General features: G+C 40.2%; 16 protein-coding genes, 1 tRNA gene and 9 pseudogenes. 19 read left to right on the top strand and 7 right to left on the bottom strand.

What is annotated here, in order from left to right:
• Nucleotides 1-95 precede the first annotated feature (95 nt).
• From gpt to crl, 3 genes are all read left to right on the top strand, one after another.
• Nucleotides 96-554 (top strand): xanthine phosphoribosyltransferase, encoded by a 459-nt coding sequence (gene gpt / locus ACU8YC_RS12230; protein ID WP_003031380.1) that lies wholly within the window; start codon nucleotides 96-98, stop codon nucleotides 552-554.
• 99 nt (nucleotides 555-653) lie between these two features.
• Entirely contained in the window at nucleotides 654-1,898 is a 1,245-nt protein-coding gene (frsA, locus tag ACU8YC_RS12225; protein WP_151218492.1) for an esterase FrsA, read from the top strand.
• 57 nt (nucleotides 1,899-1,955) lie between these two features.
• Nucleotides 1,956-2,357: a sigma factor-binding protein Crl gene (gene crl / locus ACU8YC_RS12220; RefSeq protein WP_151218493.1), complete on the top strand. Its 402-nt coding sequence runs from the start codon at nucleotides 1,956-1,958 to the stop codon at nucleotides 2,355-2,357.
• A gap of 119 nt (nucleotides 2,358-2,476) precedes the next feature.
• Here the strand turns inward: crl and phoE are convergent, their stop codons facing one another.
• Entirely contained in the window at nucleotides 2,477-3,532 is a 1,056-nt protein-coding gene (gene phoE / locus ACU8YC_RS12215; protein WP_446895373.1) for a phosphoporin PhoE, read from the bottom strand.
• Nucleotides 3,533-3,822: 290 nt separating this feature from the next.
• Between phoE and proB the strand changes: the two genes are divergently transcribed.
• From proB to ACU8YC_RS12175, 8 genes and pseudogenes are all read left to right on the top strand, one after another.
• The gene (proB, locus tag ACU8YC_RS12210) at nucleotides 3,823-4,926 is read left to right on the top strand and encodes a glutamate 5-kinase (RefSeq protein WP_005133587.1); all 1,104 of its coding nucleotides are present in this window, start codon (nucleotides 3,823-3,825) and stop codon (nucleotides 4,924-4,926) included.
• 11 nt (nucleotides 4,927-4,937) lie between these two features.
• Nucleotides 4,938-6,191, top strand: coding sequence for a glutamate-5-semialdehyde dehydrogenase (gene proA / locus ACU8YC_RS12205; RefSeq protein ID WP_210904669.1), 1,254 nt, complete (start codon nucleotides 4,938-4,940; stop codon nucleotides 6,189-6,191).
• A 369-nt stretch (nucleotides 6,192-6,560) separates the two neighbouring features.
• Nucleotides 6,561-6,752 (top strand): annotated as a pseudogene (locus tag ACU8YC_RS12200) (hypothetical protein); the annotation flags it as partial.
• Between the two features lie 2 nt (nucleotides 6,753-6,754).
• Nucleotides 6,755-6,904, top strand: a complete 150-nt coding sequence (locus tag ACU8YC_RS12195) for a hypothetical protein (RefSeq protein ID WP_261990542.1) — start codon at nucleotides 6,755-6,757, stop codon at nucleotides 6,902-6,904.
• 191 nt (nucleotides 6,905-7,095) lie between these two features.
• A tRNA-Thr gene (locus ACU8YC_RS12190) sits at nucleotides 7,096-7,171 on the top strand.
• Nucleotides 7,172-7,390: 219 nt separating this feature from the next.
• Nucleotides 7,391-8,214, top strand: a pseudogene (locus ACU8YC_RS12185) (tyrosine-type recombinase/integrase); the annotation flags it as partial.
• Nucleotides 8,215-10,091: 1,877 nt separating this feature from the next.
• Entirely contained in the window at nucleotides 10,092-10,604 is a 513-nt protein-coding gene (locus ACU8YC_RS12180; RefSeq protein WP_187252990.1) for a redoxin family protein, read from the top strand.
• Nucleotides 10,605-10,695: 91 nt separating this feature from the next.
• A pseudogene (locus ACU8YC_RS12175) lies at nucleotides 10,696-10,873 on the top strand (IS630 family transposase); the annotation flags it as partial.
• 108 nt (nucleotides 10,874-10,981) lie between these two features.
• On the opposite strand, the pseudogene ACU8YC_RS12170 reads toward ACU8YC_RS12175, so the two are convergent.
• Nucleotides 10,982-11,288: pseudogene (locus ACU8YC_RS12170) on the bottom strand (ATP-binding protein); the annotation flags it as partial.
• Between ACU8YC_RS12170 and ACU8YC_RS12165 the strand changes: the two are divergent.
• Together ACU8YC_RS12165 and ACU8YC_RS12160 are read left to right on the top strand one after the other, a co-directional pair.
• A pseudogene (locus ACU8YC_RS12165) lies at nucleotides 11,271-11,986 on the top strand (integrase core domain-containing protein); the annotation flags it as partial. The pseudogenes ACU8YC_RS12170 and ACU8YC_RS12165 overlap by 18 nt on opposite strands.
• A gap of 24 nt (nucleotides 11,987-12,010) precedes the next feature.
• Nucleotides 12,011-12,412 (top strand): annotated as a pseudogene (locus tag ACU8YC_RS12160) (IS630 family transposase); the annotation flags it as partial.
• A gap of 138 nt (nucleotides 12,413-12,550) precedes the next feature.
• Here ACU8YC_RS12160 and ACU8YC_RS12155 read toward each other — a convergent pair.
• Both ACU8YC_RS12155 and ACU8YC_RS12150 read right to left on the bottom strand, forming a co-directional pair.
• Complete coding sequence (locus tag ACU8YC_RS12155; RefSeq protein WP_187252989.1) at nucleotides 12,551-12,802, bottom strand: hypothetical protein; 252 nt, start codon at nucleotides 12,800-12,802, stop codon at nucleotides 12,551-12,553.
• 22 nt (nucleotides 12,803-12,824) lie between these two features.
• The gene (locus tag ACU8YC_RS12150; protein ID WP_446895372.1) at nucleotides 12,825-13,871 is read right to left on the bottom strand and encodes an EAL domain-containing protein; all 1,047 of its coding nucleotides are present in this window, start codon (nucleotides 13,869-13,871) and stop codon (nucleotides 12,825-12,827) included.
• Between the two features lie 976 nt (nucleotides 13,872-14,847).
• On the opposite strand from ACU8YC_RS12150, the gene ACU8YC_RS12145 reads away from it, so the two are divergent.
• Both ACU8YC_RS12145 and ACU8YC_RS12140 read left to right on the top strand, forming a co-directional pair.
• Nucleotides 14,848-15,606, top strand: a complete 759-nt coding sequence (locus ACU8YC_RS12145) for a helix-turn-helix domain-containing protein (RefSeq protein ID WP_353655334.1) — start codon at nucleotides 14,848-14,850, stop codon at nucleotides 15,604-15,606.
• A gap of 263 nt (nucleotides 15,607-15,869) precedes the next feature.
• Nucleotides 15,870-16,170, top strand: a pseudogene (locus tag ACU8YC_RS12140) (ISNCY family transposase); the annotation flags it as partial.
• A gap of 460 nt (nucleotides 16,171-16,630) precedes the next feature.
• Here the strand turns inward: ACU8YC_RS12140 and ACU8YC_RS12135 are convergent.
• From ACU8YC_RS12135 to ACU8YC_RS12125, 3 genes and pseudogenes are all read right to left on the bottom strand, one after another.
• Nucleotides 16,631-17,497 (bottom strand): helix-turn-helix transcriptional regulator, encoded by an 867-nt coding sequence (locus tag ACU8YC_RS12135; RefSeq protein WP_446895371.1) that lies wholly within the window; start codon nucleotides 17,495-17,497, stop codon nucleotides 16,631-16,633.
• 559 nt (nucleotides 17,498-18,056) lie between these two features.
• Nucleotides 18,057-18,269: pseudogene (locus tag ACU8YC_RS12130) on the bottom strand (IS3 family transposase); the annotation flags it as partial.
• A gap of 16 nt (nucleotides 18,270-18,285) precedes the next feature.
• Nucleotides 18,286-19,361: pseudogene (locus ACU8YC_RS12125) on the bottom strand (IS110 family transposase).
• Nucleotides 19,362-20,390: 1,029 nt separating this feature from the next.
• Here ACU8YC_RS12125 and ACU8YC_RS12120 point away from each other — a divergent pair.
• The 4 genes from ACU8YC_RS12120 to ACU8YC_RS12105 all read left to right on the top strand — a co-directional run bounded on the left by ACU8YC_RS12120 (nucleotide 20,391) and on the right by ACU8YC_RS12105 (nucleotide 25,181).
• The gene (locus ACU8YC_RS12120) at nucleotides 20,391-20,969 is read left to right on the top strand and encodes a hypothetical protein (RefSeq protein WP_151224186.1); all 579 of its coding nucleotides are present in this window, start codon (nucleotides 20,391-20,393) and stop codon (nucleotides 20,967-20,969) included.
• Between the two features lie 62 nt (nucleotides 20,970-21,031).
• Nucleotides 21,032-21,721, top strand: a complete 690-nt coding sequence (locus tag ACU8YC_RS12115; RefSeq protein ID WP_286543212.1) for a fimbrial biogenesis chaperone — start codon at nucleotides 21,032-21,034, stop codon at nucleotides 21,719-21,721.
• Between the two features lie 15 nt (nucleotides 21,722-21,736).
• Nucleotides 21,737-24,220 (top strand): fimbria/pilus outer membrane usher protein, encoded by a 2,484-nt coding sequence (locus ACU8YC_RS12110; protein WP_414437997.1) that lies wholly within the window; start codon nucleotides 21,737-21,739, stop codon nucleotides 24,218-24,220.
• 10 nt (nucleotides 24,221-24,230) lie between these two features.
• Nucleotides 24,231-25,181 carry a fimbrial protein gene (locus tag ACU8YC_RS12105; protein WP_151224190.1) on the top strand — a complete coding sequence of 317 codons (951 nt, stop codon included), beginning with the start codon at nucleotides 24,231-24,233 and terminating at the stop codon, nucleotides 25,179-25,181.
• The last annotated feature ends 590 nt before the right edge of the window (nucleotides 25,182-25,771 follow it).

Genomic DNA, 25,771 nt, shown 5'->3' with positions numbered 1-25,771 from the left:
TGGTTTTTAGTGCGTCAGATCTCTATAATCTCGCGCAACCTATTTCCCCCTCGAACACTTTTTAAGCCGTAGATAAACAGGCTGGGACACTTCACATGAGCGAAAAATACGTCGTCACCTGGGACATGTTGCAGATCCATGCACGTAAACTGGCAAGCCGCCTGATGCCTTCTGAACAATGGAAAGGCATTATTGCCGTTAGCCGTGGTGGTCTGGTGCCGGGCGCATTGCTGGCGCGTGAATTGGGTATTCGTCATGTCGATACCGTATGCATCTCCAGCTACGATCACGACAACCAGCGCGAACTGAAAGTGCTGAAGCGTGCCGAAGGCGACGGTGAAGGTTTTATCGTAATTGATGACCTGGTTGATACCGGTGGTACCGCCGTTGCGATCCGCGAAATGTATCCTAAAGCGCATTTCGTCACGATCTTCGCTAAGCCGGCCGGTCGTCCGCTGGTGAATGATTATGTTGTTGATATCCCTCAGGATACCTGGATTGAGCAGCCGTGGGATATGGGCGTTGTGTTTGTCCCGCCGATCTCTGGTCGCTAATCAATAACGTTTTCGACGCCTGGCAATGCCGGGCGTTGTTCTTTTTTTGCGGTGTCAGGTTACACTATGCCTTAGTGAGTATTCATGGAGGCTGCAATCATGTCACAGGCTAACCTCAGCGAAGTCCTGTTTAAACCCCGCTTCAAACACCCTGAAACGTCAACGCTGGTTCGTCGTTTTAATCGCGGCGCGCAGCCGTCCGTACAATCGGCTCTTGATGGCAAAACAGTTCCGCACTGGTATCGCATGGTGAATCGCCTGATGTGGATCTGGCGTGGCGTCGATCCGCGTGAAATTCTCGAAGTGCAGGCCCGCATCGTCATGAGTGAAGCCGAACGTACGGATAAAGAACTCTACGACACGGTCATCGGGTATCGCGGCGGGAACTGGATCTACGAGTGGGCGAAGCAGGCGATGGACTGGCAACAGAAAGCGTCTATGGAAGCGGATCCGCAGGTGAGCGGACGCCACTGGCTACATGCCTCCACGTTGTACAACATTGCCGCTTATCCCCACTTAAAAGGTGATGAGCTGGCAGAGCAGGCGCAGGCTCTGGCCAACCGTGCCTATGAAGAGGCCGCACAGCGTCTGCCGGGTACGCTGCGTGAGATGGAATTTGCCGTTACCGGCGGCGCGCCAATCACTGGCTTCCTGCATATGCCAAAAGGCGACGGTCCGTTCCCGACGGTGCTGATGTGCGGTGGCCTCGACTCTATGCAAACGGATTACTACAGTCTGTATGAGCGCTACTTTGCCCCGCGCGGTATCGCCATGCTGACGCTGGATATGCCGTCGGTCGGGTTCTCGTCAAAATGGAAACTGACCCAGGATTCCAGCCTGCTGCACCAGCACGTATTAAAAGCGTTGCCAAACGTTCCCTGGGTGGATCACACCCGCGTGGCGGCCTTCGGTTTTCGCTTTGGCGCTAACGTGGCGGTACGCCTGGCGTATCTGGAATCATCGCGTCTGAAAGCGGTGGCCTGTTTGGGGCCAGTGGTTCACGCGCTGCTTAGCGACCCGCAGCGCCAGGCAAGCGTTCCGGAAATGTATCTTGACGTTCTGGCAAGTCGTCTGGGGATGCATGACGCCTCCGATGAAGCGCTGCGTGTAGAGCTTAATCGCTATTCATTAAAAGTGCAGGGTCTGCTGGGCAGACGTTGTCCGACGCCAATGTTGTCGGGGTTCTGGAAAAACGATCCATTTAGCCCGGAAGAGGAGTCGCGTTTAATCACATCTTCATCTTCTGACGGTAAGTTGCTGGAGATTCCATTCAACCCGGTGTATCGCAATTTTGACAAAGGGCTGCAGGAAATAACCGGTTGGATCAATCAGAGATTGTGTTAAAAGTTTGCTAAATTTTATCGATTTGGTAAAACAGGTGCTTCACCTAAGGAGATCGTAATGACGTTACCGAGTGGGCATCCGAAAAGTAGATTGATCAAGAAATTCACCGCGCTGGGTCCGTATATCCGCGAAGGACAGTGCGAAGATAATCGATTTTTCTTCGATTGTCTGGCTGTTTGCGTCAACGTGAAACCCGCCCCCGAGAAACGCGAGTTCTGGGGCTGGTGGATGGAACTGGAAGCGCAGGAAAAACGCTTTACCTACAGCTATCATTTTGGTTTGTTTGATAAAGATGGTAACTGGACTGCGGTGCCAGTGAAAGAGACCGAAGTGGTCGAGCGACTGGAATACACCTTGCGTGAGTTTCATGAAAAATTACATGGATTGTTAACGTCGCTGAATCTGGCGTTGGAGCCTGCTGATGATTTTAAGGATGAACCCGTTAAATTAACGGCATAACGAACAGCAAAATGCCGGATGGCGGCGCAACCCCATCCGGCATTTTTTATGCTAGACCCTAAATAATTCGCGTTGCAGGAAGGCCAACGCACATGCAGCTTGAAGTATGAAGGGTATAATCAAAACTGGTAGGTCATACCGACGGCAACGATATTATCGTCATTGATACCCAGCTTATTATCGCTATCAAGCTGGTTGATTTTATAATCAACAAACGCAGACATATTTTTGTTGAAATAGTACATTGCACCCACGTCGATATAATTCACCAGGTCCTCATTCCCAACGCCTTCAATATCTTTACCTTTCGACAGCACATAACCCAGTGACGGACGCAGACCAAAGTCAAATTGGTACTGAACAACCGCCTCGAAGTTTTGTGTTTTATTGGCAAAGCCGCCGGAAATTGGCGTCATATTGCGTGTTTCGGAGTACATGGTCGCAATATAGATATCGTTAGCATCATATTTTAAGCCGGTCGCCCAGGCTTCTGCCTTATCGCCCGTACCGCGCGATTGCAGATTCTGCTGGTTGGTACGATCGGAGTTGGTATACGCGCCGCTTACCGCGAAATCACTTCCGCCAAAGTCATAGGTCACGGAAGTACCAAAACCGTCTCCGTTCTGTTTTTTCACATCGCGGTCCTGGTTTTTACCCTGATACTGCAAGGTGAGATCCAGGCCATCCACAACACCGAAGAAGTCAGTGTTGCGGTAGGTCGCCAGGCCGCTGGCGCGTTTGGTCATAAAGTTATCGGTTTGCGCAGAGGAGTCGCCGCCGAATTCCGGGAACATATCGGTCCATGCTTCCACGTCGTACAACGCGCCCAGGTTACGACCATAATCAAATGAGCCAAGATTTTTTAATTTCAGACCAGCAAAAGCCAAACGCGTTTTTTGCTGGTTGGAGTCACTTTCGGCTTTATTACCGGCAAACTCCGCTTCCCAACGGCCATATCCCGTCAGTTCATCGTTAATTTGCGTTTCACCTTTAAAACCTAAACGGACATAGCTCTGGTCGCCGTCTTTGCTGTCATAATCCGTCATGTAATGCATGGCTTTTACTTTGCCATAGAGATCCAGTTTATTGCCGTTCTTGTTATACACTTCCGCTGCCTGTACGGATGCCGACGCAACAATTCCCATCACCACTAATGCCAGAGTGCTCTTTTTCATTTTCATTCCTGATTAAAAAGTACGCGCTAATATTTACTGGGTGTGATCCCCGCTAAAAGACAGGAAGGTTTTTAACGTCTGGCAATGAACGTTTTATGACAAAGTAAGAATAATTTTAAAAAAGGATGTTTTTTTGTTTCTGTAATAAAGGCGTCAAAATCAGCCGCTACGCTTGCTGATCCTGCGCAATAAAATTTCATGCTTTGTACGCTGGTTGTTGGCAACCGGGGCCAGTCCTGCTAAAACGTTCGTTTGATATCATTTTCCCCAATTTTGAATGGCAGAGAATCATGAGTGACAGCCAGACGCTGGTGGTAAAACTAGGCACCAGTGTGTTAACGGGCGGATCGCGCCGCCTGAACCGCGCCCATATCGTAGAACTGGTTCGCCAGTGCGCGCAGCTCCATGCCGCAGGGCATCGTATTGTTATCGTTACTTCGGGCGCGATTGCTGCCGGACGTGAGCATCTTGGTTACCCTGAGCTCCCGGCAACGATAGCTTCGAAACAGCTGTTGGCGGCGGTAGGGCAGAGCCGATTGATTCAACTGTGGGAACAGCTGTTCTCGATATACGGTATTCATATCGGGCAGATGCTGCTAACGCGTGCGGATATGGAAGACAGAGAGCGCTTCCTCAATGCCCGCGATACGCTGCGCGCGCTGCTCGATAACAACATCGTTCCGGTCATTAATGAGAACGATGCGGTGGCTACCGCCGAAATTAAAGTGGGTGACAACGACAACCTTTCGGCGCTGGCAGCGATTCTGGCCGGGGCCGATAAGCTGCTGTTGCTGACCGATCAGCAGGGACTGTTCACCGCCGATCCGCGTACTAATCCGCAGGCGGAGCTGATCAAAGACGTGCACGGTATTGATGATGCGCTGCGCGCTATTGCCGGGGACAGCGTCTCTGGCCTGGGAACCGGCGGCATGGGGACTAAACTACAGGCCGCCGATGTCGCGTGCCGCGCCGGGATCGACACCATTATTGCCGCAGGCAGCAAGCCAGGCGTGATTGGCGACGTGATGGAAGGCGTTTCCGTTGGGACGCGTTTTCATGCTCAGGCTTCTCCGTTGGAAAATCGTAAACGCTGGATTTTCGGCGCGCCACCTGCCGGTGAAATTACCGTCGATGAAGGCGCAACAGGAGCTATTCTGGAGCGCGGCAGCTCGTTGCTGCCAAAAGGTATTAAAAGCGTGACAGGTAACTTCTCTCGTGGTGAAGTGATCCGCATCTGCAATCTGGAAGGGCGCGATATTGCCCACGGCGTAACCCGCTATAACAGCGACGCGCTGCGCCGTATTGCCGGACACCACTCACAACAGATTGATACCATCCTGGGCTATGAATACGGCCCGGTTGCTGTCCATCGCGATGACATGATTACCCGTTAAGGAACAGGCATATGCTGGAAAAAATGGGCATTGCTGCCAAAGCCGCGTCATACAAGTTGGCGCTGCTCTCCAGTCGCGAAAAAAATCGCGTACTGGAAACAATCGCTGATGAGCTGGAAGCACAAACCGAAAGCATCCTCAGCGCAAATGTACAAGATGTTGAGCAGGCGCGAGCCAACGGCCTGAGCGATGCGATGCTCGACCGCCTGACCCTGACGCCGGCGCGTCTGAAAGCGATTGCTGACGATGTGCGCCAGGTGTGTCATCTCGCCGATCCGGTCGGGCAGGTGATTGACGGCGGTCTGCTGGACAGCGGCCTGCGTCTGGAGCGTCGTCGTGTCCCGCTGGGTGTGATTGGCGTGATTTATGAAGCGCGTCCAAACGTCACCGTCGACGTGGCTTCCCTGTGCCTGAAAACCGGCAATGCGGCGATCCTGCGCGGAGGAAAAGAGACGTACCGGACGAATGCCGCAACCGTGGCGGTGATCCAAAAGGCGCTGGAAGCCTGCGGTTTACCCGCCGCAGCCGTGCAGTCGATAGACAACCCGGACCGCGCACTGGTCGCTGAAATGCTGCGTATGGATAAGTACATCGACATGCTGATCCCTCGCGGTGGCGCGGGTCTGCACAAGTTATGTCGTGAGCAGTCGACCATTCCGGTGATCACCGGTGGTATTGGCGTATGTCATATCTATGTAGATGACACGGCAGAGATCGCCCCTGCGCTGAAGATTATCGTCAACGCCAAAACCCAGCGTCCGAGCACCTGTAACACTGTAGAAACTCTGTTAGTGCATCAGGACATCGCGCCACGTTTTCTGCCTGCACTGAGCGAGCAGATGGCGCAAAGTGGCGTCACGCTGCATGCCGATGAGATGGCGCTGGCTACATTGCAGTCAGGGCCCGCTAACGTGGTCGCGGTGAAAGCCGAAGAGTATGACGACGAGTTTCTGTCGCTGGATTTGAATGTGAAAGTCGTTACTGACCTGGACGATGCCATCGCCCACATTCGCGAGCATGGGACCCAACATTCCGATGCGATCCTGACGCGCACGCTGCGTAACGCCGATCGTTTCGTGAATGAAGTAGACTCTTCTGCCGTGTACGTTAACGCTTCTACGCGTTTCACCGATGGCGGCCAGTTCGGATTGGGTGCGGAAGTAGCGGTAAGTACGCAAAAACTGCACGCGCGTGGTCCAATGGGGCTGGAAGCACTGACCACATATAAGTGGGTTGGCTTCGGCGACGACACGATCCGAGCGTAATTGAAACCGGGTGATGCACAAGCAGGCGTTGATGCGCAAGGTTAATGCATCTCCCGGTTAGTTTTATCTGTTGCTTCTGGTACGTGGTTGTTTTCCGTTCTGCAATTTATTAATCATCTTTGCTCTCCTTCGTCGCGTCAGAAGTCTGCATATCGCAGAATTTTCCGTGCCCACATGAATTTTCCTGGACCGCAATTCACGTCTTGTTCCTGATGGTAGTACACCGGTCACAGATTACTCCGCGTCTGCCAGACGGCTACTGGATTGGGGATGTAAAAATACAGTTCAATGCAATCTGGACGACTCCGTCTGCCTAAGAAATAAAAATTCAGGAGATTTTTTTCTCCAGAATTTATCAGGAATGATGTCATGAATAAATATTTACCGGCAGCGATGTTGGTAGGATTAGTAACATCTTTTTCCGGCTGGGCAATTAATGTTGGTGATATCACGTCGATAATGACTTTGGCTGAGAGTTCATTATCGAAAAAAATTACCAAGACAACAGATTCGGCACGTTATTTCAGCGTTTCGGTTAAACAATTGTCATCATCTTTGGCGCAGTGAGTATCGTAATCAGTGCATTGCTGGCTGGTGTCAGTCTGGTTGGGGTACTGGTTGTATCATTGATTATGCTGGCGGTTGCCAGATTGCATATTGATTTTGAAGAGGAGCAACTGCGGATACATTTGGGGCTGGAATGGGAACGCTAAGAGTAGCGTGTTTGACGCTGGTTATAGAATTACCCGACCGTGTACAAGCTTTCCTGTGACGACATGATTCGTGCCTAATTGATACCGGATGATGCAAAAATAGGCGTTTGATTAGCAAGGCCATTGACGCGTCGCCCGGTTAGTTTTAACCTTCTACCCGTGTTCACATTCGTGGACATGTCCTTTTCAGGGCCGATATAGCTCAGTTGGTAGAGCAGCGCATTCGTAATGCGAAGGTCGTAGGTTCGACTCCTATTATCGGCACCATCTCAACTTCCTCAAACGTCCGTATTAGTCCATAAAATCTCTGACTTATAACGTTTTTTATTTTTTTAAGTCCATAGTAGTCCGTAACCATCCAGTAGAATCCGGTACTGAATGTGTATAGGATTGTGTATATGTTCCTGTTCGGTCTGGATTCCTATACACATGCCTTTCAAGGATATGCAGATTCGCCGCGCTAAGCCTGAAGCTAAAGCCTAATTACCTGGAGATGGTCAGCAGCTAGTCAACGACATTAAACCCCTTGTTCTGCCGAATGTGCTACGTCGCATGGAAAGTCGTGGCGCGACCGAAAAGTTCAGGAAGGTTCGCCAGCGCTGCAGCGGATTTTTCGTTACGCCATCGTTTCCGGCCGTGCGGAATACAACCCTGCTGCGGACCTTACCAGTGCGATGTCAGGGCATGAGTCGAAGCATTATCCCTTCCTTACCGTTGAAGCGTTACCAAACTTCTTTAAGGCCCTATCCAGCTATACAGGAAGCCCGCTAGTTGTTCTTGCCTCATGTGCTGATCCTTACGGGAGTTCGTACTGGCGAGCTTCGAGGTGCTTTCTGTAGTGAGTTAGATCTTGAGAAAGCGGTGTGGGAAATTCCTGCCGAGCGAATGAAGATGAAACGGCCTCACCTTATCCCCCTTTCTACCCAAGCGCTGGAGATCATACAGCAGCTCAAAGTGATGTCTGGGTAATTTCCTCTGGTGTTTTCTGGGTGTAATGATCCTCGCAAACCGAGGAACGAAGCGAGTATTAATCAGGTGTTCAAGCGGATTGGGTATAGGGGAAAGGTTACTGGACATGGTTTTAGGCACACTATGAGTACAATTTTGCATGAGGAAGGGTTCAATACGGCTCGGATTGAGACTCAGTTGGCTCCCGTCTATAAAACTCAATTCGCGGGACGGATAACCATCCTCAATATCTGGAAGGGAGGGGGCAAATGATGCAGTGGTATGCAAAGTTTATAGAAAATGAATTTAGAGTGTGTTCCATAGCAATTCCTTGTCTAGCACAGCACCATTACAAGGATTAAAGAACATTCATAAAAAGAGACTTTTTAGTTGCAAATGGCTTTTTACAATCTATCTTTATTTTATATCTACGTATTTGAATAGATTAATGAACTCTTACAAAAGTTCAGGGCCGTATTCGGCCTTATTGAAGAGAAGTGTTTTATGTTTGTAATGAAATATATTTAGTTAGTATTAAGTTATGAAACTAACTCGTTATTTACATCCCATGATGTAGTATCTATTTGTAATTGGTTATATATAGACTCATCTATAGCAAAAATAATAGATGATAAGGTCTTGAAAATCCCGCACACATCATCTTCACGTGACGTTCAATTAACACTATTCTCGCTTGAAAAGTTTTTTCTTTTCTTGGTTTTATAGTTGAAATTTCTATATTATTAATATCCTTTTAAGGTTTTTAATTATATCAATAAAACTATCTCCATTTAAACAATTTCATAACAAATTGTTCGTGTTTTTTTGAAATGACTTATTAAGTATAATATTGCGGAATGTGCCTGTCCCTCAACAGAGTGAACTGTATTTGGATAGTGTTCTGAAATTTTTTAGTATGTGCGTCTTTAATATCTGGAGTCGCGGTTATTTTTTATATAAACCGCACTTCTTTATTAAAAATTTCGAGGATGAAAATCTTTAATTTCGGATTCATGAATGGAATGCGGAATTATTAAATGAATCATTCATTCTGCTTAAGTATTTCTCTACTCTATTACTCAACTGCACGGATGAGTAACGTTTTGATGTTATTATGCCACGTGCTTCTAATTTATTTAATTTCAGAAGCTATGGCTTTAATACCTGACAAGTTACCTTCTGAAAGAAGATGTTGAGCATTTTATACTTTTCTGATTGAATGCGCCTTGCATAATCTCTACTCAGGTTGTTCTGCTCCATTCCTTAGGAGTTGTAAATTCTTTAACCCTGTATGCTTCTAATACTTTTATCAGTTATATCATCCCTTTACTAAAATTAAAATCTTGTTTAGAAAAAATGCGGCCATAAGCCGCATAAGTAAAAATATAAACAAGAGAAAAATAAACGCAACAACGTATAGATGAAACTCAGTACTCTGAGTTCTCGTTCAAGGTAGATGATAAAAATGAAACCATCAACATAAAATAAACTTAAATGCCAATTTATGACAAGGAAAGATCTAAAAGTTACACCGCATTACAATAGTTCCGGGCGCAGATCTTGTCAGAACATTAATTATATCTTAATTTAATAGAACAATTGTAACTATGACTAAATTATGATGGATTCTAAAGTATAACAGTAATATTAGCCAATGCCATGAAACACTAGCCATATGAGTCTCTCTAGTTTCAAACAAAGGTAGTCCATAGATATGAATGTGGCTTCAAAAATGCCTATCTTTCTTCAGGCTTCTCTGGAGTGAGTACCAACTTCTGCCTATTTCATGGTAAGCGCGATCTATTCTTCAGTATAACGGGTCTTTTTCATGGCGATATGCCTCTCTTTGATATATGAGAAAGACCGGAGGTTTCAGTTTATCAAGGCACCGTTTTCAGGGAGGAAATGACAACTGCTACCTACCCGGGTTAACCCGTAATGATAATCAATGTGAATGAACACCAGAATAGCTAGAGGCCCAATAATGATTAGTTATAGTGTACATTTTTATATTGGTTACAGGATACAGAAATATTTGCGCAAATGTTTTATTTTAATGCCTGTTTGTTCTATTTCTGATATTGCTATTTTATCAGTATATATTTAATCTCACAGAGCTATCAAAGTGAATATAGGTTATCTATAAGTTATACTTCAAACACCTAATTTTAGTATTTAGCGATAGAAAGTTGAGAGTACGTTTAAGTAATTACTTTTTTATATAAGGTAGAGGTAAGACATGGAATTTAAAAAATCCACAGAAAATTTGATGTTAGGTGAAGATTATTGTGTATGGTTTGCTGATATGCGTCTCACTCTTGATAAAGGTATCATGCGTAAGGGAGGGGTACTGCCACCAAGCATCAGTTTAGTAAATACTGCACTTGAGAAAGTATCATTTAAGATGGGGAAAAAAAAGACGATCCTAACAGTTCCGTCTCTAGATACACCTGTTTGTGAGCATCAAATAAAATCATTAAGTAATGATCTCAGAATAAATGGTGATGATGAAAATCATGAATGGTTTGTTGTAAGTGTTGATACTCCATTTGCACAAACTAGATTTATTAATGAAAATAATATTGATAAAAGTATTGTTTTTCTATCTGATTATTCTGACCATCGATTCATGTCTGATTCGGGATTGAGGATCATAGAACTAAACATTTATGCTCGCGCAGTAATTACATGTGACGAAAATAATGTAATCTTAGACGCTTTTATTCCAAAGGACATTACAACACTCCCATAATATTTTATAGCCCTTTCTTTTATAAAAAAGGGCTTTTAAAAACTATATAAATTAACTTGTTAATTCACTTTTCTTGTTCTGTTCGCCGCCGATATCCTCTGCAGAGCTTGTTTGGCGCAGGGTTGCGTCAACTCTGCATATCCGTGCCCCACATAAAACACGAAAAGATGGCAGCAATCCATAAAGCCCCGGAAAAAGATAGCTCAGAATATCCAGTTTTTTATGAATATGAAGTGGATATACATCTTGATCCCAGAGTAGATGCGGACTAGCAACTTCACGTACAACAAAAACGTGTGGTAATGTAAGTATCCCGCATAATGTCACGGCCAAGATTGTTGGCCGTTTTCGCCATTTTTAATATCCGCTATTGGTCATTAATGTTGTCCGCTCTCCGCCATTTCATCATCACTAATAGGCGTGGAGTTTTTTCCAGCACTCCAGCTTTGCGTTTTTCCCTTAACCGGTAGCATTCTCATTTGATGTTCAGTGTGGTTGAGTAGTGTAGCACCGATCCAGGATTGCCGTTGCCAGCATGATATCGCCGAACATCTCTCCCCAGTCGGTAAACCCAGTATTTGACGTCAGCACGATGCTCGCTTTCTCATATCTACGGTGCAGCAACCAGAAGGACAGACTGGCTTCCTCGCGGGTCATCTGCAGATAGCCTGTCTCATCCAGCATTTGGGCAGAACGATTTACTATTGCCGTACGGATAACACGTGTGATGACCCCGTAATTGTTGCCTTGCAGGAAGTGGCAGAGCGATATCCACGACACACTTTTCCAAAACTTTTCCATGTTTTGTAGCATCAGGGATACCCGTGGAATCGCAAAAGGATCCATCGTATTTATTGTCTGCTGAAACTGAATTTTCGCCGTAAGGGCAAACAGCGTTTGCCGGTGCGTAATCCCTCGCCACTGGCCACACCGGAAGCGCTGAACCAGAGCTGGTCAGTCGATTTCATGCATGATGCCCTGGTCTGTGGGCGTCGTTTTCGCACGTTCAATGTCGTTGATGACTTTAACCGTGAGGCGTTGTCGATTGAAATCGATCTGAATCTGCCAGCTCTACGCATGGTCCGGAATTTATCTCACTTGCACTGGCTGAATGGGCAGAGCAACATGCAGTAAAACTGGAGTTTATCCAGCCGGGTAAGCCGACGCAGAACGCTTTTATTGAGCGCTTTAACCGAACATACCGTAAAGAAATACTCGATTTTTATCTATTCAGAACGCTGAATGAAGTGCGGGAAATCACGGAAAGATGGGGGTCAGAATATAACTGTGAACGCCCTCATGAATCACTGAACAATATGACGCCGGAGGAGTCTCGACAGCACCATTATTTGGCCGGGATCTCAAAAAATTCATGGAACTAAAACGGGGCCTTTTACAGTAACGACGGGACAGATGAAAAATACTATCTGGTGGGTGAATTGAGCAGCGGAACGGGACCCTTCAGTTATATGGCGGGTAACAGCAAAAGCTCAGTCATTTTTATCAGCCTATTAAATCACTTTAATTTGACGTACCGATTAGCAAAAACGATAACACTCATTGTGGACAATTACATTATCCACAAAAGCAAAGAAACACAGCGCAGGTTAAATATTTAGGATGATTTTTTAGATGATTTACTCTCTATGTGTAAATGATGTTGAGAGACTATGGCAGGAGCTTCATGACACGATAACGCGCAATCATCAGTGACGTTCTATGTACCAACTGTTGAGAACGGTTCATCATTTTATGGAAACAGCCAGCCCACTCTCCTCAAAGATAAACATGGTCTGGCAAAAGCATAGCGGTATTCGGCATAGCTATTTAGATGACAGCTATAACGTCAGTGATTATGTTTAATAACAGTAATAACTCATCGCAGATGACCATTCCTAATTACCACTCAATGATACTTAGTAATACAAAGTATCATTATGATTAATTTATGGAGTAATGTTTATTATAGCATTCCACTTTTGACGTGAGTATTTTATCGCATATAGCACTTTCAATGTTTTATCTGTTTTTTTATTGATAGTATATAATGCATTTTCGATAGGATAAAGCAAGTCTTTTTTTTCGATTTGCGCTGTTGTTGAAACTTTAACTATCATTCTTAAAGATGTAGAATAAATAATCAGGGCGTATCTATCTCGGTAACTTAGTCTAACTGATGTTTCAACATACCATAACATACTATTCTCTCTATATATAAAATCAAAGAACAGATGCTAATACATGAAGATAATTGATAAAGTCCGCATCATTTTTTACACCTATTTTTTTATAAGCGTTTTTTTTATGTGCCCATATGGTTTTATAACTTCTATGCTTAATTCTTGATATTGTATTTACACTGACCCCCTTAGATATAAAGGTTAAAACTTCCTTTTCTCGACCGGATAAATTAAATTCATTTGCGCACTTAACTAATAAAGATTGTGGGAATTTAAAATTAGAATTATGTTTCTCTGTACAAGGCATAGAGTTATCAATTTGGTTATATAAACTAAACTTTTTATTTAAATAAAGCGCAAGGTCGCTCGAGTTTATTGGATGGCTAAAATAATAGCCTTGCTGAAAATTAATTCCTTTGTTTACAAGATAGTGAGATTGCTTAGCTGATTCGACTCCCTCAGCTACAAGCTGAATACTGGCATGCAGAGATAAGTTAATAATGCTATCAATGATAGCACTGTCTATTTTACTATTAGGTAACTGATCTATAAAATCTTTAGGTATTTTTATTATATCCACAGGTAACATTTTAACCAGTATAATATTTGAATATCCAGTTCCAAAATCATCAAGAGCAATTTGAATGTTTTTATTATTCAATCTAGACAAGCCAGATTTAATTGAGTCGTTATTGATTGAAAGAGAAGTATGCTCAGTTATTTCAAGTATTAATTTTAAATTATTATTACAGGCTCGAAGAAAATCATCGCAAACTATTGATAACCAATCTTCAGAAAGAAGATTTGCTGGAATGTTAAAGCTCAATTTAAAATCATGAGGGAAAGGAATGTCTTTAAGAAGTAAAATAACTTTATCAAACATAATCCTGGTTATTTCTTTTTGCTCGACATAAGTCGCCAATAACGTTGGGAAAATACTTGCAAAAGAATGTTCAGTACTTACCAGTCTAGCCAAAACCTCTACACCTATGCATCTATCATTATTAATATCAATTATCGGTTGGAAATAGGGTTCAAATGATTCTGAGTTAAGAACATGACATTCATCATACTGTTTATTTTTCATGTGCATCCTACTTTATATATCCTAGAAATGGTGTTTTAATATATTTTTACATAGTATCATGTCGTAAATATTTAGGATAAAAACATTTGGCATTTAAGTGTTATATTTAGATGGATTTTAACCTATATATCCTTACATGTTTCATCTCCTACGGTTGCGATAGCCTTCTGCATTTATGCTCCTGTGGTGAACGATATCCCATCGCGCTGCGCGGATGAGGTTCGTTGTAATAATTGAAAGCTAACACTACCCGGATGTCCGATTTGGCGTAAGGCTTAGCTTCTACTGTCTTTTTGCCCAGAAGACGCTGGGGCTCGCGGATTTACTTATTGGTCGCAGCAAGTTCATAGGTGGGTACAACCTCTTCGCTCGATGCAACGGCGGTCAGAGATCCGCCCTAATACTGCCTGCGTCATTTGAAGATTTAGCTAGCATTGATACCATACAGATGGGTTACTTGAGACACCGTCATATCGGGCGCCATAATCTACTGAATAATGGCTGTTTTTTTATTCAGTGTATAGAGTCGACGCCGCTCAGGTCATGATAACACTTCAACCGTCTAATCATTTTGACTGATGTTTAATATAAAGCTAAGTCCCTCTCTTATTTTTAGAGAGGCGAAGTGTCTGGTGATTTACGTGACCAGTCTAAAATGCATTTACCTTATTATATTAAGACATGATTTATACCACTTTTAGTTATTTAAATTTAAGAATTAGGTAGTTTATTCTATTGCTATTAATTGCAGTATATTTATCTGATATTTACATTTTTCAAAAAAAATCATGGTATGATAACTACATGTTGAAACACATTGTTTTTATTGTTTTATTATTATCAACAAGAGTTGATTTAAATGTAATTTAATTTACGAACTATGCTGGTTGATGTTTTATTCATTGATTACATTGTTGTTAAGACATTCAACTTCAGTTTTAATAATTTAAAAGCAAATAACAAGTTGGATTAGAAAATGATTTTTTATACAAAAAAAACGTGTGCGATAGTATTAACTGAGGAATCAACTAAAGTAAGAGTCAATGATTTACAGCCTATAACGATACCTGAGGGGCATCTGGTATTTCTGTCAGGAAGGGAGCATGTAGAATTTTCATCATTAAATACAAAACTTGTTACTCACATTGGTCATGATGTGATTGTAGATTATCTAAACTCAATCAAGTGCGATTCTATTGGCTTTAAACATAGAGTGAATAAGCCTCCTTTGCCACCAGTGTTCGTTTGTTACAATCGAACACCAGAAATATTCAAGACTGCGTCGCAATACAGTTCAGCAGAAATAGTTGACTTTTGTGAATCACAGCGCATGCGCTTTCTCCTTTTTACATTATTATCTAATTTTCTTACTAATTCTGAATTCCTATTATATTTGATAGATATAAATCGAATACGTGTAAGTGATAGAGTTCGCCAACTACTGAATAGTGATTTGAAGTTTGAATGGAATTTAAATATAGTTGCAAAGTCACTATATTTAAGCAGTAGTATTTTAAAGAAGAAGTTAAAATCTGAGAAAGTCAGTTATGGTAAAATATTAACTAATTGTAGAATGCATCATGCAGCGAAGCTCTTGCGGACTAGTGAACTGAATATAAATCAAATATCAGAACTATGTGGTTACCATAATCCATCATATTTCATATCTGTCTTTAAGTGTTTTTATGGAGTTACTCCTTGTAGATTTCTTAAAAACATAAGTAATAAAATATAAATGCCGTGACTTAACTTTCTGCATCACATCAAAAAATAAATATGGCATATTATATGAATGACATATCATATCCCGGAAAGACATATTGATGATTTCGATGTTCACCATCTTCTGGATAATGATGAGAATTTGCAGGCTATGTTTACTTGGCTGGTCCAGCATAAATTCTAAAAAGCTGACACTATATAATCTTTATCCTTTTGAAGACAAAGAAAATCATCGTTTTCTGAGAAAAGATCTTCATGTCTGGCAGTATCTGGATTGTCCGGTCACTTATAGTTAAAGTCGGTCTATGGGGCCCCGCAAGTAACGAGCACCAAAAATTCAGCAGCCACGCTATCGCCGTGCCTGCTGCGATGAACTGATCCAGATTGTAGTAACCACTATTGGTTGAGAACCGCGCTCCCGCTTATACTGATCTGGTCTACGTTGACGATACAACTCGAATTTGTGAAATCGGAATCAACCTTCACTTACTTTGAAACCACCCGGTCCGATCTGGAAAAGCACTATAAAGCACTGGCGTTGTATAGCAACAAAGCCAGTGCCTTCAGAATCAATAATATAATAATAGGGATTGCCTGCCAATCCAAATTTTTCCGTGAAGCAGTCATTAAGGATATATTCCCTATATCACACTGCACTATTGGAGCCTGTTCTGCTGTATTATCAGCACTTATGACAATCGCAATGTCATCATCTTAACAGATACAGTTACCCTCTTAATGTCTTTAAGTTATATATCAACTAATCCAAGTTAAACAAGGGATTAATAATGAAAATTAATTTCTTCAAATATACCTCTAAATCGCGATTTATCATTGGTTTTTTATAATAAGTTACTGATGTATTTGATGCGAGTGAGAAAACAATAAATTAAATGCGTCTTCATAAAAATATTGAAAGAAACAACAAATCAATTGTTTTTCTACTCCATAATTACTTACCACAATTAGATAGTTGAATTAATCAGCATTAAATAAATCTTCATGATGGTTTTATGTTGTTGAAAATAAGTCTCTATTTAATCTAAATTATTATCTTGTTTTCTTACGTCCGAAGGAAATATATTTAAATGTTTCTTAAAAACACTTGTGAAATAAGATGCTGATGTATAACCTAGGGACATCGCTATAATGTTTATTGGTAAGTTCGTTCGTCTTAATTGCCTAAGAGCCTCTATCATTTTTACCTTTGTGATAAAGTGATTAACAGCACCAACATCCTGATACATTTTCTTTTTGAGTGTGGATACACTCATGTTTAATGTTTTTGCTATTTCCTTACTTGTCCAGTTTTTACTATAATCACTCATGACAAGATTAGAAACTTTTTCAGATATTGTAAGCGATGAACATGACAATATTATCCCCTCTAGTTTAGGTGATGTTTTTTGTATTAACGATAGAATGAGCATATATTTTGCCTTGTCAACATCGTCGTAAATAACATCTCCTGTGGAGGTAACATGAAAGCTGTTTATTAGTGAGTCAATTATTTTAAAGTCCTCTGATATTTTATCATTTAAATTTATCAAAACATAATCATCCGTTGATGCTTTTTTTGCTTCAAGTAGATCTTCTTGTAAATAGTCACGAATATACTCACTAATTGCTTGCTGAGGTATTTTTAAAGAAACAATATCAGTCCTGGCTAAACCATTTTCTAACCTCCCCCAATTAAGCAACACTGAGAATGGTATTGACTTGTTTATAAAAACAGCTGAATCTTTAGTAATTAAATGAATTACACCGTCAAATGATATATAAAAAGGTTTATCTTTTGTATATAGCAAAAGACAAAAAGGCAAAGATATTTCTAAGTTTCTGATTTTTTCATCATAAATTCCAGTTGAGACTTGCTTTATGAATAAATTTTCATGATTAACCATTTTACACCTTGTAAAATTATCGTGATTACTAAATTAAGTGTCTTATGAGAAGTATACGTATTATTAACTGAACTAAACAATAATAACAAATAAAGTTAATTGATATATTATTCTTATATTTTAAACGTAAAATCCTACAGTAAAAAGACAATAATAGACGCAATCATATAAAATAAAGACCTGGTTAAGTCATGGCGTTTGGCTTCTTGATATAACACTTTTGTTAGTACTGTTGTTCTGCCTTTCTTTGTTGCATAAGACTGTCAAGTCTTTTGTTTTTTTATTAAAAACTCCTAACTCTATATGGTGATAGCTTTTATTGATTTTTTCTTCTGTATTTTCACTTACTTCATATCATCCAAAAACAGACTACCTACTCTGAATTTACAAACAGTAGGTTTAACTTAATTTGTGTTAGTCAGCTGTCTGGAATGAATGATATTATGGAGCCCACTGGTTTTCTCGAGAACAGATCAAGAACAATATCCTTATAAACACTCCTCCATTAGAGTTTATTAAAAAAGTCACTATGTTAGGTGGATTAACTACCCGAGTTACTACTGAAAATAATTTTTATCGTAACGAAGATATCCGTCCGAGCCAGAGTCCTGGTTTTGTATATCCTCTTCCTGATGCGTTCATTTTTCAGTGAGCTGAAGAACGATTCAGCAACCGCATTATCTTGGCAGTTGCCACGGAGGTTCATGCTAGGTGCTAGGTTATTGGACCGACAGAAGCGCTGCTAGTCGCCGCTGCTATACTGGCTACCCTGAACGTCCTTCTAAGAGTCAAGCCATTATCGGGATGCTGTTGACCTGCCTGTTTTGATTTCGTAGTAGTGTATAAACCTTAAGTGAGATATATCGCTTAAGACAGCGTATTGCATCCATTTTTGTATGTCCTTCGGCTACTCGCCGGGTGACGTATTCTTTAGTTTTTGCGTCTGTTCTTAAACACCCGATGGCGATGATATGAAGTGCACTATTCGCAGCACGATCTCCGCCCCGGTTAAGTCGGTAGCGATTCGTTTTTCCAGAAGATACAGGAACAGGGCTAACACCACACAGTGTTGCAAATCATGATTCAGAGCTTAGTCGTTGGGGATTATTTCCGGCAGTGATCACAACTGTGAAGCGCTTTCATACCCAACAGCATTACGTTTGATCTGTTCAGGTGCCAGCTCGTCGACAATCGCTGCAATCAGGGCATCCAGATCAGCGATTTGATCATGTAATTCGAGATAGCGCCATGCCTGGGACTTTAATGCAATGCGATAAATGTTTGTAACGTTGTGGTATTCACTGGCATCAGGCCGACTGGATCTCAGAGTCCTGATGAGTTGCATACGCGTCATATTTCTGAGCTGTTCACGTGATTCATCCGGTGTAGAGATAATATTGGAATGGATAATCTGGGGAGCGACTCCGCGGGCTGATATCGCTGTTTTTCGCCAAGTTTTTAACACCCTGAGAGATTCAATCATGGCATCACGTGTTTTTGGGGTGACAATCCTGATACCCGAAAATGCTACATGAGCAGCACACCCAGCATCAATCGTGTCACTTTTACCCCGCTTGCGTCGCTCCATCCGATCTGGCGCAGTCACCTCAAGAACTTCCAACCCGGCGTTCTGAAAATAGCGAAGCAGCCCGGAACCATAGGTACCGGTATATTCAACGCCAATTCGCTTTAACACCTCAAATGAGGTCATCCATGCCAGCATCTGCCGGTCACCTTGCCGTGTTGTGGATAAATACTGGGTCCCCAGAACTTTATTGTTCTGATCAACGACAGCAACAACATGCAGATCTTTATGTGTATCCATGCCAACCATAATGGCAGCTTCGGTAACTTTATCAGCCATGACAGAGCTCTTGTGAGGAAACAGAATTGAATCTCCTGACAGATAACTTAAAGAAACAAGCCGTCAGGTCCTTCTTGGGTCACGCGCACCGGTGAGGAGATGCCTCGCATGAAGATGCTTCCGGCAACCGACGAGTCCAGGGCAGGACACAAAATGTCGATCGCTGCGTGAGTCAGGATGCGGGAAGGTCTTCACTGCATCAGTAATCACACCAATCCGGTTAAACGGCAAACTGAGTGATGATAAAAACTGACATTGCATTGTTACTATCGATATGTACGATGACCTCGCCGTCTTGTAGTGTGCACATATACTTACCCTATGCTCAAACTATAGGGCAGGATCGTCTAGCGTGGCGGGGTCAGTCCATAAATGACTCTGAGGTGTCTGTTAAACCTATGACGATTCAGTTCATGAAGGTTTACGTGTAACTGTTCTATAGCTTGTTTTTCTGCCTGGCAGCTTAAGGTATCTGAGATACCGTCTGGCGGCTCGATCAGTGCAACCAATCTTAACATTCCCAATGAATCCCGCTGGCGAATTTGCTTTTTAATGTAAAAATCCTTTCCTCTTGGAAGATTAAGCGGATTGGAATCACAGTTGAGAAACAAACTCATTATTGAGTGATAATTTCAAAATCATTAAATACACAATAGCTTAGGTGCATCTGACGGTTCATTTTACCTAGAATAAAAGTAACAAACAAGATAATTGAATTGGTTTTCAAAATCATTGATGCCAATATAAGGTCCAAAAACATAATAATCGGATTTTTTCAAATTTGTAATATTGTAAAAATATCAAAAACAGCCTGAAAAATAAAATCATCATCTTTGTAAACTATCTTGAAGTGAAAGTATTAGATATAAATACGCAAATAAAATCTCGAATATAAACATTAGACTTATTACTGGCGCTTTTATTCAACTTGAAAAGTCAGCATCCATAATGATTTAATGAAGTCAGTTGTTACATGTGCTTGTATCAACATTAATAGTTCAAATAATATTTCATTTTATAGGTATTTAAATGAAGACATCCTTAAAGAAAACAATTTTTGCTGTGGTTATTGGTTCTGTTTTTACTACCTCATGCCTTGCTGCTACGACGCCAATTGTTGGGAACACAGGAACTCTCACAATTAGTGGTCAGCTTAAAGTTGCAACATGCTCGGTTGATTTAGATAAAACCACCTTCAACTTTGGTAATGTAGAAGCTAACGTAGTTAAAACTACAAACCCAAACTCATTTATTAAAGGTGCTGCTCAGAAAGTTAATTTTACATTTGGTGACTGCCCAGCAGGAACGATTAAATTCGGATTAACTGCAAATAAATTAGTTGCTGGTTCTGCTAATAAAGGTGCGTTGACAATCGCAGGGAAGGATACGACAACAATTTATTATCGCACATACACTCAAGATAACAGTAAACTTCTTGATTTGAATGGTAATGTAACAAGCGCTGCAAACTTAGTTGCTGTAACAGGTGCTAATACCGCAGATAAGGTCGTTCCATTGAATATTGAATTGGTTCGTGGTAGCGGATCACTGTCAGGACTGACTGGTCCTCTAGCAGGAACCATTAATTATACATTAGCATACCAATAAATTTTATAGCACAATAAGGCAATTCGGCAAAGGAGGTAAAACCTTTGCCGATAGAGAGATATATGAAATACTTATTCCTTCTTTTATTAATACCAACAATATTTTCATTTGCTAATGATGGTGGTGTTTACCTTGGAAGCACTCGAGTTATTTTTCCTTCATCAGCAACATCTGAATCTTTATCAGTGACAAACTCTAGTAAAAATGGAACTTGGCTTGTTCGTTCTTGGGTATCTTTAGGTGATTCTGATGATGAAAAAAACAATGATTTTATCATTACACCACCTTTATATAGGTTAGATCCACAAAATACCATAAACTTAAAAATAAACAGGTTGTCAGATGCCCTGCCAAAAAATAAAGAATCTCTTTTTTATATAAATGCAATGATTATTCCACCGGTTGATAAAAAATCTACAGATAGTACAAAAATTCAATTTTCAATAAACAATAAAATAAAAATGTTTTATAGGCCTGAATCAATAAACTCTCAGAGCAACGCTAATGAAGCCTTCAATAAAATCTCAGTAAAAAAAGAACCTAAAGGATTTACATTAAAAAATCCAACTCCGTATTATATAACATTAACACAAATAGAAATAGGCAATAATAAAAATGAAGGTTATGAAGGGTTAATGTTATCTCCATTTGGAAGTGAATATTTGAAATGTGTGAAAAATTGCAATAGCGTAAAATTTAAAGCCATAAATGATTTTGGTGGATTGACATCAGAAAAAAAATTAAATTTTTAAGTTGTGGTTATATCAATGCATAAGAAAAAAATTGCAATTGCAATTATTTTAATATTCAAATATCACTCATCTCTGGCATACTCAGATATGGAGTTTGATAATGATTTGTTATTTTACTCTGATGGTAAAAGTTCGAAGGATATTAATTTAAAATACTTCTCGCAAGATGGTTCTGGTGTGTTGCCTGGTACATACAAAGTCGACATTGTCATCAACAATGAAAATATCACTTCTGAGAATATAAAATTTATAGAAAGTAAAGAAAAATCCGGAGAGGTATACCCTTACATTACTAAGGAAATGCTTTCCTCATGGGGGGTTGATATTTATTTTTTAGGGAAACAACAATGTTTAGATGAATGCGAGAAAATTGAATCAATTATTCCTGATGCAAGAGTGAAATTTGATCATAAGAAAATGAGATTAGACATCTCAATTCCTCAAATATATTTAAAACAACCAGGAATCTATAATACAGTGCCAGACAAATGGAATGAAGGCATTAATTCCATTTTGTTGAATTATGACTATAATACAAACAATCAAAAGAATAACAATAAATATTACACATCGAGTTTTATTGGAATAAATTCAGGTGTTAATATCAACGCATGGAGGTTTCGTCGGGATTTTAGTTGGAGTAAGCAGAGCCGAGGAAAACAACAATTTAAAATATTAAATACATATTTACAAAAAGATTATTCGGTATTACAAGGTGGTGAATTAACTTTAGGCCAGGCCAATAGTGATGGTGTCATTTTTGATAGCTTCCCATTATCTGGACTACAGCTAGCTTCAAATGATTCAATGTTGGCACCATACATGACATCATATTCACCAATAATTAGAGGCATAGCATCGTCACCATCTGTTGTAACAGTTAAACAAAATAACAATGTAATTTTCCGAAAGAATGTTGAAACTGGCCCATTTGAATTTAATGATATTCCTCAAGCGATAAGCGGTAGTGATCTAAAAGTTGAAATCAGAGGTTCAGATGGCAAGGTTCAGACTTACAATCAGGTGGCGGCTTCGGTCCCAATGCTATTGCGCAAAGGTAGGGCACGGTATTCATTAGCAATAGGGAAATATCGTGCAGATGATAAATCAATGTTTAGAGAATCCCCAATAATTCAAACAACTCTTGGGTGGGGGTTTGGAACAGAAACGCTATATGGCGGATTTCAACTATCAAAAGATTATAATGCACAATTGTTAGGTATAGCTAAATATTTAGAAACTTTAGGGGCAATATCTTTTGACATAACGCAGGCAAATGCAAGAATTTTAGATAAATATGGTAATTTTGATAATAAAAAAGGACAATCTTTACGTATTAATTACTCTAGAAACTTTGAGCAAACTGATACTAATATAAATGTTACTGGGGTGAAATATAACTCACATGATTTTTATAATTTTAGTGAGACACAAAACCTGTCAAAGATAAACCCGATAAACGATACCCATATAAAATCAAGAATTTCAATATCAATTTCACAAAATCTCAATTCATATGGTTCATTAACATTATCAGGAAGTCAGGATAGTTATTGGGGGAGTTCACTTCCAAGCCAAAATTTTCAAGTTGGGTATAATTTATTAATTGGGACTGTATTTATGAATTTAGCCGCCGGAACTTCAAAAAGTATATACTCTAATAAAAAAGAAAACAACATTTCTTTAATGCTATCCGTTCCTTTAAAAAATGGTAATGCTTCAGCAAATTATATGATGGCAAACAGTTCTGGGAAAACACAAAACCAAATAGGCATAAGTGGATCGATGTTTCAGCATAATAATTTAAGTTATTCACTTTATGGAAGTAAAGGAAATCATTCAAATAATGCTTTTGGCTTTAATACCAATTACCATAGTTCAATGGGAGATATTGGAGGAAGCTATAGTTCGAGCAAAAACAGTAGACAGATTAGTGCCAATGGACGTGGCGGTTTACTAATTTCAAGGTATGGGGTTGCTATGTCTACACCGCTTTCCTTTTCAGGAGGGAATGCTCTAATAAGAACACCTAATGCAGAAGGTATTCAGTTTAACGGTAATAGTTATGCGAAGACCAATAGATTCGGATTAGGCGTTATTACTAATTTAATGCCTTATTCAAAAAACACCATATCATTGGATGTGAATAGCATTCCTGATAATGTTGAGATAATCAGTGCAGATAAATCCGTTATACCAACAAAAGGAGCCGTGGTTCTCTCACAGTATAAAACATCGATAGGAAACAGAGCGTTAATATCTATTTCATTAAATAACAAAGCGGTTCCATTTGGTTCCATTGTAACGTTAAAAGATGATGATAATATTCAAACCGGAATTGCTTCTGAGAATGGACAAGTTTACTTAGCTGGCTTGCCTATGAAGGGGGTTTTGAATGTGAGTTGGGGAAGAACTGCTGACAAAAGATGTTTAGCCAAGTATAGTTTGCCAGAAAGTACATCTCCAATTACTGTGGTAAATGCCATCTGCTATCAATAGGACCATAAACATGCTTAAATGTTTTTTTAAAGTAATTATCATATTGATTTATTCTGGCTACATTTATGCAGAGGAGATTATCATTGACTTTAATGATGTGTCAGTGGCACCAGATAAAATAATCAGTGATACTGAACCTTTTCACTCTCAAATGATAACTTTACCAAAAGTATGCAACTCTTATACAGAGTGTAAGCGTACGACTATTTACTATTCATTAAGCGCACCAACTATAAATAATGTCTCAGGTGCACCAGGGGTATCTATAACAGGTCCGAACCTAATTAGAATTAGTAGCACACCTTTTTCTGCTTCATATACTTTTGAAAATTCAGGCGGATTAAGTAAACCAAATGTAAATACAAAAATTAATATGATTATATCTTTACTAAAAACCTCCAATGTTAATTTAGGAATGACAAACATTTCTCAGCCTTTATTTTCAATGAATGTTCGTCGCGTAGACTCATCAGGATCAGTAATATACACAAATAGTTATAATTTTATTTTAAAAGGAAGAGTAGAAGCTCCAGCTTGTGTACTAAATACTAAAGATTTAAACTTTTCACTACCTGTAATATCAAGTAGTGACTTTCTTGATACTCCGTTGGGTGTTATATTAAATACTGCATCTAGTAGTAATACTCTTAATGCCGTATGCTCATCTGTTCAAAAGGTTAAGTTTGAATTTTTTTCAAGTGCTATATCTTCCGACAGTACTTCTCTTATAGCAAAAAATGAAAATGGTGAAGATAGTGGTTTAGGATTTATTTTTATCTATAAGGATCAGTTTGGAAATAAACAACCTGTTTATTGGAAGGGGAAGAATCAAGCAGGGATTGAAATATATAATCCGTCGCAAATATCAATTCCTATCACTGCATTTTATATAAAACGAAGGAATGACTACAAACCAGGAAATCTTAGAGCCTCGGGTACATTTGTAATTTCATATGAATAGTTTTACTGACTTACCTTTAAAAAATATAAATATGATGCCCTCTCATTATGAGGGGGCGAAAAACATATCTGCAATAACGGAATTTACGCTGGGCATTTTCTCTCGTACTATTTTATCTTACATTGTTCCCTTTTTTAAAGCATAATGAACATATGTGAACAGACAAATATTAGTTCCATGAAGTTTTGAGCATCCCTCTCTGTTATGTGCTGGTGATATTCTGCCGTTGTCATTTTCTGTAGTGTTTTAGAACTATTCATTGTTACCGATTAATCAGTCGGTTACTGCTCTTCATTTAAAGTTATGAACCAATAAAGATCGAGTGATTTTGTACTGTGTAATCAATTGTAACATATTAAAAATATTCTGAGTTTGCTTTTCATGTCTGATAAATTACTGCTTTACCTCATGGGTATCAGGCCATTCGACCATAAGCAGTAAAATAAGTTACGCCCTATTATTCATATGTAGTGACTTAGTTACCTTACACCGCGGTATTCAGAAAATTTCAGTTATTGCCCGGTGTTTATCCAGATAATTTTCTAGGCTGTATCCCTTAATTGCATAACGGTTGGTAAAAAAGCCGGAGG

The organism is Citrobacter sp. VF227 (genome assembly GCF_052950715.1).
This window is presented reverse-complemented; position numbering and strand designations above follow the sequence as displayed.